6 protein-coding genes and 3 pseudogenes are annotated in these 11,941 nt (G+C 48.9%); 6 read left to right on the top strand and 3 right to left on the bottom strand.

Annotated elements, in window-relative coordinates; genetic code table 11:
* Nucleotides 1–930: NAD(P)/FAD-dependent oxidoreductase (locus PX481_RS10790; RefSeq protein WP_288094568.1), on the top strand; the 930-nt coding region annotated here is incomplete at its 5' end.
* Between the two features lie 55 nt (nucleotides 931–985).
* Here PX481_RS10790 and PX481_RS10785 read toward each other — a convergent pair.
* Nucleotides 986–2,875, bottom strand: coding sequence for an RNA/DNA-binding domain-containing protein (locus PX481_RS10785; RefSeq protein ID WP_288094567.1), 1,890 nt, complete (start codon nucleotides 2,873–2,875; stop codon nucleotides 986–988).
* 219 nt (nucleotides 2,876–3,094) lie between these two features.
* Between PX481_RS10785 and PX481_RS10780 the strand changes: the two are divergent.
* From PX481_RS10780 to PX481_RS30110, 3 genes and pseudogenes are all read left to right on the top strand, one after another.
* A pseudogene (locus PX481_RS10780) lies at nucleotides 3,095–3,296 on the top strand (helix-turn-helix domain-containing protein); the annotation flags it as partial.
* Nucleotides 3,295–3,702 carry a cytidine deaminase gene (gene cdd, locus PX481_RS10775; RefSeq protein WP_288025079.1) on the top strand — a complete coding sequence of 136 codons (408 nt, stop codon included), beginning with the start codon at nucleotides 3,295–3,297 and terminating at the stop codon, nucleotides 3,700–3,702. The pseudogene PX481_RS10780 and the gene cdd, both read left to right, overlap by 2 nt.
* A 506-nt stretch (nucleotides 3,703–4,208) precedes the next feature.
* Nucleotides 4,209–4,451, top strand: a pseudogene (locus PX481_RS30110) (zinc ribbon domain-containing protein); the annotation flags it as partial.
* 253 nt (nucleotides 4,452–4,704) lie between these two features.
* On the opposite strand, the gene PX481_RS10760 reads toward PX481_RS30110, so the two are convergent.
* Nucleotides 4,705–8,574 carry a peroxidase family protein gene (locus PX481_RS10760; protein WP_288094566.1) on the bottom strand — a complete coding sequence of 1,290 codons (3,870 nt, stop codon included), beginning with the start codon at nucleotides 8,572–8,574 and terminating at the stop codon, nucleotides 4,705–4,707.
* Between the two features lie 263 nt (nucleotides 8,575–8,837).
* On the opposite strand from PX481_RS10760, the pseudogene PX481_RS10755 reads away from it, so the two are divergent.
* Nucleotides 8,838–9,230, top strand: a pseudogene (locus PX481_RS10755) (IS1634 family transposase); the annotation flags it as partial.
* A gap of 863 nt (nucleotides 9,231–10,093) precedes the next feature.
* Here the strand turns inward: PX481_RS10755 and PX481_RS10750 are convergent.
* A complete protein-coding gene (locus PX481_RS10750) occupies nucleotides 10,094–11,356 on the bottom strand; it encodes a YcjF family protein (RefSeq protein WP_288025084.1) in 1,263 nt (420 codons plus the stop codon).
* A gap of 58 nt (nucleotides 11,357–11,414) precedes the next feature.
* Here PX481_RS10750 and PX481_RS10745 point away from each other — a divergent pair.
* On the top strand, nucleotides 11,415–11,941 hold a 527-nt coding region (locus PX481_RS10745; protein ID WP_288094565.1), incomplete at its 3' end, for a DUF4336 domain-containing protein.

Genomic DNA, 11,941 nt, shown 5'->3' with positions numbered 1-11,941 from the left:
CGGCAAGAAAGTTTAAAACGTTACGAAACCCTCCTTCCTGAGCTAGAATCCCTCACCGGACTGACTATTCCCTGTAACCGTGATGGTATTGTCCTACTGCGATCGAGTGCCGAAGACGAAGAAAATTGGCGCAAGTTAGCCGAAATCCGCCAAGAACAGGGATATTGTCTAGAAATCTGGGATAAAGAGACTTTAAACCAAAAATGTCCCCAAGTGGCCAGCGATCATCTCCATGGTGCCATCTATTCTCCCAGGGATCATCAAATTAATCCGGCCCTGCTCACGGAAGCCCTCGTCGATGCTGCGGCAAGAAGGGGGGTAAAATGTCAATTTGGGGTAAAAGTTGAAAATTTTGGGAAGACAGAGCTTCATGGCTCTAATTTGAGGCAATGCACCCAGGTTTATAGTTCCAATGGTATAGAGGAAACCGACTTTTTGATTCTTTGTGCGGGAATTGGTTCCACTGCTTTAACCGAAACTCTTACCCATCCAGTGGAAATCCGACCGGTTTTAGGGCAAGCTTTACAGATAAAATTGACGCAACCCTTAGAAAGTTCCGATTTTAAGCCGATTTTAACGGGAAATGACCTGCATATTCTGCCTTTGGCCCGAGCGGAATACTGGATTGGGGCAACGGTGGAATTTATGGACGAAAAGGGCGAAATTATCGCCGATACTGCCCTATTAGAGCAAGTGTATCAACAGGCGATCGCTTTTTGTCCCTCTTTGGCCGCGGGTGCGATCGTGCGTACTTGGTCCGGTAAGCGACCGCGACCGGAGAAAAAATCCGCTCCCATCATCGAATATTTGCCCGGATACGATAACGTTATTCTGGCCACGGGACACTACCGTAACGGGGTTTTATTAGCCCCCGCTACCGCTAAAATCGTCAGGGAAATGTTAAGTGATAAGTTAGCTATCGATCGCTAAATTAGTGGCTTGCCGATGTAGTCCCCTTAATCTCTCGGATTTGAGGAGCGGGTGTTTACTCATCTTGCGCTGATAGGAAATGCGATCGAGATACTGTTCGATAAGCTTGTTGAGGATGGTTCCTTAGTTGGGGGTGTTTAAGCTCCAGCAATCTCTCATCTATCATCGGGTTGACATAGTGATTACGAATAGTATCAGGTTCTCTTCCGAGCAGTTGAGCTAATGTTCCGAGGGGTAGATATTGTTGGGAGCATAGTTCAAGAATCACTTTTCGTACCGAGTCTTTACTAATGCGGCCTTTTCTGCGTATGGGTTCAGCAATTGCCTCTAACTGTTGGTAATGTTCGGAGCTTGGTGGGTAATGTTCGGAGCTTGGTGGGTAATGTTCGGAGCTTGGTGGGTAATGTTCGGAGCTTGGTGGGTAATGTTCGGAGCTTGGTAATAGAGAAAGTTGCGCTGAAAAATTCTGGTTCGGTAGGGTGTAGCGTGTTCCCCGACACTTACCTGACTGGTGTAACCAGCCATTTTGAACTAAATTACGAAGGCGTTCGCTAATATCTCTGGGATGTTCTGATCGATAACGCTGAATGTCAGTATTACTAATTTCCTCAAACTGATGCGCTAATACTAATATTATCCTATCAAGATCACCTAACTGACGGTAAGCATCCCCGATAATCCTTTTTAATTCCACTTCAACTGCTTCGGGAATAAAACTTGTCATCGGTAAATTAACAGATGTAACTTCTAGGTCAAGTTTTTCCGAAACTAGGGGACTCAACCATTGTTGTTCTTTCCAAGCACGAAGAATTTTCCCAAATCCAGAGCCAGCTTTTTCACCTAATCCGAGCATTTGAAACATTTTTTGTAGATGAGGATTACGAGGATCGCTAGTACCGCCTTCATAGAGACGCTGTAGGGGAATTCTCAGACGACCAGGATTAGAAAACAGATAGCCATCGATAGATTTTACCACCTTTATAGGCCGTGACGACTGGTGATCGGCGTGGATTAAAGTATTAACTAAAGCCTCTCTTAAAGCTTCATGAACATGGGTTTCATCTTTACGAACGGCATCTTTGTCTAATTGAAAAGGAACATCTAAATTATTAATTAATCTGCCATAAACACGATAATAAGAGTTAAGTAAATTAGCTTCCCATTTACCATCAAGAGTTAAGCGATATGTCCATCTTTTTTCAGGATCGTCAGATAATTTTTCCTGATAGTCGAGACTATAATGGGGGAAAGCATCTAAAATACTGCGTTCTCGTCCAAACATGAGTAAACCCGCTACAGTTAATCCTTCTTTGCTAGAATTTCTATCTCGTCGCCATCCTCCTAACTGATGGAGTAATTGTTGATCATTGTATGCTAACCAAGGATGATCGGGTTCGCGATTGCTGAACCGTTGGCGAAATACTTTCAGAGTATCAGGATCAATATCGTTGAGATTAAAATTATCTAAAACTTGAAAATCTTGAGGTTCATTGCTGGCATCGCGAAACATTTGCTCTATTTCCTCCTTATGACAGCGATAATCTCCCTCATAATTTCGCTTATATGTACCAGTCATTGGGTTATTGTTAATATATACAGGACGCTGAGTTCGGGTAGCTCTAGGAATATGAATAATGAGAAGCTGATATTCATTAATCTTTTTTACTTCTACGTCTGAATTAGAACAGATAGATATATTCAGTTTTTGTCGGTTGTTGTGGTTATCCCAAAACTCTTGTTGAAGATTTTTAGGGTTACGCACTCCTGTAATTTCTAATCTAGGTTTTTTTTCGCTAACACCCAAAATAATGTAACCGCCATCGGTATTAGCGAAAGCTGAAAGAGTTTCCCAAATGTCTTTTGGCAAGCCTCCCTCGGCTGATTTAAACTCATATTCTTGGTCTTCTCCAATATCAATTTGCTGCAGTAGTGTGTCAATTTCCATGCTAAAATTCGGCGATAAATTTATGGATGCAGTTTTTGCTGTGAAAATGAGCAACTAGGCTGAGTTCGAGGTGGGCTAAAACTCTGAGACTATCGTCGGCTGAAAGTTCGATGTAGAAGTCATGGTAAAAGATACTTAAACAAAACTGATCTTAAATCGCCAATTCAAAAATGAAACGCACGACTCCTTAAGAGTTGACAGAGAAAGGCTCATGAGGTATTGTCCGCTCAATACAACAACAAATCCCAAAAACTAAGCCACCAACATCTTAACATAGAACAAAGAAACTTGCTCTACCAACCTAGTCAAGAGGGAAATTTATCTCAACGGCAAATGGCCGTCTTGCTCGGATGTCATCAAAGCACGACCAAAGCGATAATTAAGAAGTAATCAAAGTTGCCTCGGATGCTATCTAGCCGATGACCCTATCTGACCAAGAAAGACAACAACTCTGTGACACTGCTCGGGAAGTGGCGAAACTTTCCTATTCTCCCTATTCCCGTTTTCGGGTGGGGGCAGCGGTCTTGACAGATAAAAAGATTTATGCTGGTACTAATGTAGAGAACGCTAGTTATGGCTTGAGTTTGTGCGCGGAAAGGGCAACTTTAGCGCAAATAGTCGCAGCGGGCGATCGAGAAGTACGGGCGATCGCTATAGCCTGTATCGATGGGGTGGACAAGGATGATATTAGTCAGTTAACTCCCTGCGGAGCCTGTCGTCAATGGATAGCCGAATTAGCGCCGCAAGCGGAGATTATTATCTGTGGAACTCAGCAAAATTATCGTTTTAATCTCTCGGATTTACTGCCTTTTTCCTTTCGTTTTTAACTGTGGGTAATGGGGGGAGGAGCGAGCGTTTACTCATTTTGCGCTGATAGGAAATGCGATCGAGATAGGGTTGGCTGAATAAATCTAAAAACCTTGTTGGGTAAGACTTTTAGACTTTTTGGACATCAAAAAGTGCCAGCCATTGGAGGGATCGGGGGGAAAATTCCGGGACTTTTTCCCTGAAAATGGGTAAAACCCTACACCCCACACCCTACACCCGTTCGGACCTCGGCGTGAGCTTTTGTCGAACGCAAAAGCTCACGGCCGAAGCCCACACCCTGCCCCCACGAAAAACTTTTTCAGCAAACCCTAAATATGGTAAGGCTACGGTAGCCGTACCACCTCACAACACAAGTCAAAATTGCTCTAATTGTGCTCAAAAAGTACCTAAATCACGCGATGTGCGACTAAAAACGACAGAATCAGGGTTCCAGAGGATACTTTATCTCTGCTAATTTCTGAAAGCCTTGTAAATCAAGACTAAAAATATAGTTGCACATCGCGTTAAATCTCTATCTACAAGAACATAGATTTGTCCCGATTGTGGCTATGTAGAAGATAGAGACATTAACGCCGCTATCAATATTCTGAAAAGAGGACTAAGTACGGTAGAGCATACCGAAACCCCCCCCTGGCGAATGTTGGATACGTCCTGCCAGATTAAGGAAACTCGGCGGAACCAAGAATCCCTCGCTTTTAGCGACGGGAGTGTCAATGTGCTAAACGCTTTTCAAATGAGCGAACCGTGAGTCCTGAAATTTTCTGGTTCTCATTAAGCCGAGATTTTGTGGCAACTTATTGAGAATGTAGTCTCTGAAACGCTCATAATTGCCTTCCATATTCTCAATAACTACGGCGGATTCAGGATTAGTCTGGTACATTCTCCACGCGGAAAAGCTTATCCAATAAGGAATTAGCTGTGCCAGACGAATAAAGCAACCGCCGTAATTGATTCTCAATTGCAATAAAATCCAGTATGATTTATTACGCTTCCAGGGCCGCTCACATCAGGAAGAAATCGCTGCTGACCAGGTTGGGGAAGACCGCGTTGGCCGACGCCACATCCGAGGGGAAGGCCGGATTGAAGCGGTTCAGGTTGGCGATCTGCGTGGCCGCGACAACGCCGGTGCCGTCGGGATCAAAGAACAGATCACCGTTGGAGAGGTTGTAGATGAAGCGTTGGTTCGCCGTAGTGGCCACCGTGGCCCCGGCCTCCGCCCGCAGCTGGGCCGCGGTGAGGGTGGAGCCGCTCAGGCCTGCGTAGACGATCTTGTCGAAGACCAGTTTGTCCACACCGGAGGTGAAGTCCCGCAGCTGATCCACCCCATTGAGGCCTGGGGCTTCGTTGAAGGTGAAGAGATCGTTTCCTCCACCCCCTGTGATGATGTCGTTCCCCTGGCCGCCGATGAGGGTGTCGTTACCAGCCTGTCCCTTCACCAGATCATTGCCGAGGCTGCCGCTGACAACGTCGTCGCCATTGCCGCCGTTGAGATCATCGGCGCCATCCTCACCGAAGAGGCTGTCGTTCCCCTCTCCGCCATACATATCGTCGTTGCCGGTGCCGCCATACATCTGATCTTTGCCGGCATCCCCACGCAACATATCAAAGCCGTTTTCACCGTAGATCGTGTCATCCCCTTCACCGCCATCGACAAAGTCATTGTCATCGCCGGCCCAGAAGGTGTCCGCGCCTGCATCGCCCCACATGCAGTCATCCCCACCCAAGCCCTTGAATTGATCGGCGCCGCTGGTGCCGCCAAAGAGCTCGCTGGCCTTGCCCTCCCCGTTGGGACTGAACACGCCGCGGGCATCAAGGTAGTTGCCACCATTGCCGACAAGCACGCCATTCACATAGCCAGCCCTGCCCACCAACCGTTGAGTTCCGGTGATATCAACCACCGTCTGAGTGGCCCCAAGCAATAAAGCTTCAGAAGAATAGGTGTTGAAGCTCTGCAGGGATCGCTCATAATCAGCATCATTCACCGCAAAGATCTTGTGGTAGAGATGCTTCACTCCCGTGGCGGCCATTACCATGTCGGCCACCGTCTTCCCCTTGATTTCCTCCACCAGATCCGTGGCAGCCAGCTTGCTCAGGTAGTAGGCCTCATCACCCCGCTGCAGTTGCTGCATCTGGTAGGCATAGATGAAATCATGGGTGGGGCCAAGCATACCGCCGGGGGTTTTGGCCTCTGCCAATCCACCCAGCCAGAGGGAGATCTTTTGGAAGTCCTGGTTGCCGCTGGGCGTGTTCACGGGCGCTGAGGGATTCAGGGCATCCGTGCTGCTGCCGCCGTAGAGCAGGCCCATGAAGGCCCCATCCCCCATGGCCAAATCCGCCGCAGCGGAGAGGGCGGCGGCGTAGGTGGCGGCCGCGCCGGGAGCCGGACTGGCTTGCAGTTGATTCCAATAGGAGAGATCGGCATTGCCCGAATAGCCGCTGAGGATGGCATCGCGGGCGTAGGCCATAATGAACGTCTTCAACGATTCGGGATGAAGCAGATGGGCTCCAAAATCTCTCCAACTGATATAAGGCCGCAGGTTGGCCTCCAGGGCCGCAAGGTTGGCGTCAATGGCATTGTTGGCCTGCACCAACCCGGTGGTCCCATCTGGAGAGGTACGCACGCCACGAAGGTAGGTTTGAATCTGGCGACGGGCTTCATTGAGGGGCGTGATGCCGGTATCCAGTCCGCGGGCGATGTTGAGGGCACCCAGATCCAAGGGGAGGCCTACCAGGGCGTTTTGAAGGGTGTTGGTGATGAATTCATCGGTGGCGTTGCCCACCTGCTGGCTCATCCCCGCGGCGATCTGCCCTGCCGTGTCGCCCGTGTAGATCTGGGGGGCGAGAAAGGCCTGCAGCAGCGGGATGTCCATCTGCCCGCCGGGGTTAGCCAGGCCCGTTTGCTGGTTCACCGAGGTGAGGGCCACGGTTTCGGTGAGCTGGGAATGGCCGAAGCGAAAGGCGCTGGAGGCGAATTCCGCCAAGATGCTGGCATTGAAGCCGGCGTTGTTGTTGTTGCCCGCATTGGGACCGGCGAATGCACCCAGGTTGGGGGTAATGCGCCGCGCGTACTCCTGCAACACATGGTGTTGGTAGAAGTTTTCATTGGCCAGCTTGGCGATTTCAAACAGCTCTTGTCCGGAAAGGGCCTGGTTATTACCATTGTTTCCGGCATTTTGGGCGAGATTGGCCTGAATCTGAGACAGGATATTGTTGTGGGTTGTGACAAAGATCTCATGCATTGCCGTGAGACCAATATTTTCATTCAGGCGCCCATCTCCGCCCACAGCGTGTTGATTCAGCCGAGAGGGATCCTTCAGATCACCGTTGGCTTTGAAGGGATCGCTGCCAGCAGGCTGGGGAGAGCCTTTCCAGTCACTGGCCAGATCGATCAGAAACGCTGAACCGGCCTTGGCCAGCACCTGATTGGAGGTGACGGCCGCCGTATCAAAGACGTAGCTCTTCTGCCCCGACACCTTGTCGAGCACCACAAAGGCATAGCGCCCCGCATTGGGCTGGCCTTGGGGGATGATCTCCACCAGGGGCACAGACAGCACATCGCGATCGCGCAAAGTAAGGCCAATGCGCTCGGCATTCTTTTTCAGGTCAAACCAGCGGGCGGTGGAGTTTTGCGGATCGGTGAGCAGCCGGCCCGTGAGTTCGCCATTGCCCTTGTATTCCCGCATGAAAATGGCATGGCTCTCCACCGAGCCATAGACCTGGTTGAGATCAAGAAAGGCGGAGGTTTGGTTGATGCTCTCGCCATTGCGTGGGGTGAGCTTCAGCACGCTCTGGCTGCTGCCGTTGGTGGTGGTGGAGGCAACCACGCCGGTGAAGGCCGCCTTGCTGTTGATGGTGGCCACCACATCGTTGAGGGTGGCGCCCGCATTGATCACGATCAGCTGCTCATTGAGCACCAAGGTCCCCCCACTGGTGCCAGTGAAGCTGGTGCCGATGGCGGCGTTCTCATTGTCCACATCCCATTGGCTGGGGCGGCTGTAGCCCGCTAGGCCTAGCTCCGCCACCAGGGCATCGCGGCTGCCCTCGCCGATCTCCACCTGCACCGTGTTGGTGCGGGAGAGAGCCATGAAGTTGGTGGGCGAGCCAGGGTTGTAAAGGCTGTCTCCAGGGAGCAGGGGGATCAGCAGGCTGCCATCCTTGCCCTTGGCGAGAAAATCCATGCCGTGGTCGTTGTATTGGCCAAACAGGGCGAAAAAGCCTGAATTCGGCAGGGGATTCCCGGTATTGGAGCCATTCACCCCATTGCCACCGGTGAGAATGGTTTCATGGCGGGTGTTGTTTTTCTGGCTCACCCGCTTGCCAGCCTGGGTGCCGGCCTGGGTCCACTCCTTGGCGTAGGGATCATCCAACACCTGCAGCGCTGTCTTGCCGCTTTGATTGGAAACCAGATTGCTGATCAGCCTGGGGCTGGCATCGAAGATGTCGGGATTGCTGGGATTGGCATAGCCGCGAAGGCTGTAATCAAGCGTATAGTTTTGGTCGTAGACGACCGCTCCCGTCTGGAAGTTGATCGTGAAACCACCCGTGGCTTGCGTGAAGCTCTGGCTGGTGAGACGGCGAAACAGTGTGCCTGTCGCCCCGGCCATGAATTTCGGATCTGTGGTGGACAAGGGGTAGGGTGCCGAGATGGGGGTGATGCCGCCACCCACCTGGTAACGCAATTGATCCGTGCCATCGACAAAGCGGATGCCACTGGTGGCCTTGGCACCCGTCACACCCGGATTGAAGCCAGGCAGAACGGCGAGACGGGGATCGTTGTTCCATTCCTTGTAGACGCGATATTGATAACGGAGAAAAAACAGATCGTCGATTGTGAACGTATCAATCACCGAATCGAAATTGGGATTTGGCATGATTTGGTAGTCTGCAATACTTTTCCTACATTCATTATGGCATACTGAGGTACAGCCGACATCCGTGTAACCCACATTCCGCATCCTCAACTGTCACATTGGCTGTCCCCGTCTAGAGACTTGAGTAAAAAGACTTAGCTGGTGAGGATTTTCTCTGCGTCCGCTAGGGGGGTCTTGAGACCCCTAATTATGAAAAAATAGGAATTGTTGGAAAACTTAGGCGAGTGGGCTGTTCGACCATGAATGGCCAATTCAAGTCTGAAAGTGAGGATATTATCAAAAAATATAAAGGGCAACAAGCTCCGGAAAGAGGATTTTCTTTTCTCAAAGACCCCAGCTTTTTTGCCGACAGTGTCTTTCTCAAATCTCCCCAGAGAATTGAGGTCCTGGCCAGGCTAAGGGGCTTGTGCCTGCTGGTTTATACTATTGGTCAAAGACAACTTCGTTTAAGTTTAAAACAGCAGGAGACGGGACTGAAAAATCCGTTGGGTAAGTTGACTGACCGACCGACGTTACGCTGGATATTTCAGGGCTTCCAAGGAATTCATCTCCGACCTATTCAAGACAATCAAAAGATTAGCAACTTAACGGACGAGAGGCGCAACATTTTGAGATTTTTCCCCAAACCTTGCCAGGAATATTATCTCTTATCTTGACCAGATGGATTGACTTCAAGGGGTGACAAAACAAAGCGAGCAACTCGAACATCTCCCGCTAGATGTTAAGTCTGATGGACCGGTCATTCTCAACAAGCACTGTTTATTGAGAATGACCGGGGGAACCCTGAAAATTTCGGCTTAGTTGGCGGCAGCTTGCCGCCAACTCACTCCTCTAGATAAGTATTTTGATACTAAATCCGTTGAGTATAGGCTACATATCAGGACAGGCAAAAAGCAACAGGCTTCGGCCGTGAGATCAGCGTTCGACAAAAGCGTTCGACAAAAGCTCACGCGGCTCGACTGAGCTCGCCGAACGTCCGAAGTCTCACGCCGAAGTCTCACGCCGAGGTCCGAACGGCAAAAGGCAAAGGGGAGAATAAATAATCAGTTTTTAATAACTGGATTTAGTATGACTCACGCCCCTTCCTCTTTTGAGACGTTGTGACACTTAGGGTGCGGAATGTGGGCTACAAGCTCGGCACAGTATTAGGCAGTGCCTTCGGTATTGCACTGAAAACGTCTAACTGATAACTGTTATTAGTCATTTCACTTTGGCACACTGGACAAATCTATATCTACATACCACAAATTCTTAAGATATTTTCCCATCGCTCTAGAGTGTATCAGATTTATTTGAAATGACTATATAGCGTTTTTCAGTCTGCTGAGGTACAAAAGTTATGGGTTTTAGGCAAAAGGCAAGAGGCAAAAGTCAAAAGGGAAGAAAAATATGTGTACCTCACTAGCTTATAGCGGTGTGCAGTCGTATTAGGTACAGTGTCACAAGCTATAAACCATGCTAGGCAAAGCTTGGTCTGTATCTCACTCAAGCGCTTACCGCTATAATCTTTGAATACCGCTTAATTATCTCCTCCCGTAGCGACATTTTTAAATCTTTCTTGGGCAGCAGAAAAAGCCTCTTTCATCACCATTTGAATCCTTTTAGGATCGGGTTTTTTACCCCCCATTAAATCGCCAAAATAGACACAAGCGCCCTCTCCTAGGGCCCAGGTATAGGCGGCGGCCCAAGAAGCGGCGATAACACTGCCAAAACCGGGGATAAATTTCACCAATTCCCGACCGATGGCCTGGGCCAAAAAGCCTCCAGCGATCGCACTTACGACTCCACCGGCCTGGGATGGGGTTAAGACTTGACCGTATAATTTGCCTAAAACCCCCACCATTGACACTTGTAGGGCGGTTAAAACGGGCATAGTCGCTAAGGGTAAGGGAATCGCCGCCAAGGTCGCCGCTATGACGGAAAAGGCTAACATATAGCGTCGGGCCACGTCCCGATAGAGATTGCCTAATTTATTGCTGGTTTCCCGATCTAAAAGTTGGTGGATGGTGTTAGCCTCGGCTTTTGGCAATAAATCGGCTAAATTGTCTCTAAATGCCTCTAAACCGTAAAAAACGGGGTTATAACCGTCTTCTTCTAGGGTAAAATCTATTAGCACAGAATTGTCATATAAATCCTTAAAAGTTTCTTTAATTTCTTGATAGGCGCGATTGATATCCTCGCAATCGGGAGGATAAGGGGGATGATCAACGGTATTAGGAGGATAAAGCTGATGAAGACAGGTGACAGCCAGTAAACAGGGTATTTTAGGGTATTTTTGCCGCAGTTGTTTGGTAATTTCTAGGAGGCTATCGGTGGCAAAATCATTAATTTTTACCGTCACGATAAAAACCTGGGCCCGTCCCGTATTTTCGGCTAAATCTGCTAATAATTCCGCGATTACCCTGTCTGTGTGTTGATAGGCATCCCCTAACCCCACCGTATCGGTAAAAATCAACAGGGGTAAGTCTTCTGCGGGGTAGGTGTAGCGCTGGGTGTTTTGGGTGTGGGGACGGAAACCTTGCCCGACGATTTCCGCCGAAACTCCCGTTATTCCCCGAATAATCGAACTTTTTCCCGTTTGCGGTTTGCCGATTAACAGCGCCTCGGTGGTGGGTAATTCTTGACGGACTTTTTCTAAAATTTCCGCCACTTGAGTGTCACTAACACTAAACCACTGGAGGACAGTATTAGTCAACTGGTCGATGGGGAGTCTTTTCATCACTTCCCCCGTGAGACTATTCCAAGTATTGACCAAAGAATCAATGGGCAGTTTATCAGTCATGGGGATTAGAAGGGTTTATGATAACTAAAATAGAGATTTTCAGCAATAGAATCAGACGATGACAAAAGCCGCAATAACTCCGCAAGATTTATCATGGCCTTTTTGGCCAATTGTACCACTTTATCCCTACGGTCAAAGACGGACAATTCGCCAAGAAGTGGTGAAAGATACGCTCTGGACATTTGAGCAATTGCAGGGTATTTTTTATGTGGTCGTGCCGATTCGCATGACGGTAATTAAGTTAGCATCCGGGGGTTTATTTGTTTATGCACCAGTGGCCCCGACTCCTGAATGTATTCGCTTAATGCGTGAGTTGGAAGGTGAACACGGGGAAGTTAAATATATTATTTTGCCGACGATTTCTGGGATTGAACATAAGGTTTTTGTTGGTCCTTTTGCCCGTTATTTTCCTAAGGCTATAGTTTATGTTGCTCCTAATCAATGGAGTTTTCCTCTTAATTTACCTTTGAGTTGGTTGGGTTTACCGGCAAAACGAACGGAAATTTTACCTGCTGACTCGGCAACCACTCCTTTAGGAAAAGATTTTAGTTATGAAATTTTACCCGCAATTGATCTGAATGTGGG

Source organism: Microcystis sp. M53603_WE2 (genome assembly GCF_030065435.1).
The sequence above is the reverse complement of the archived record's forward strand: the minus strand, read 5'-3'. Positions and strand labels throughout refer to the sequence as shown.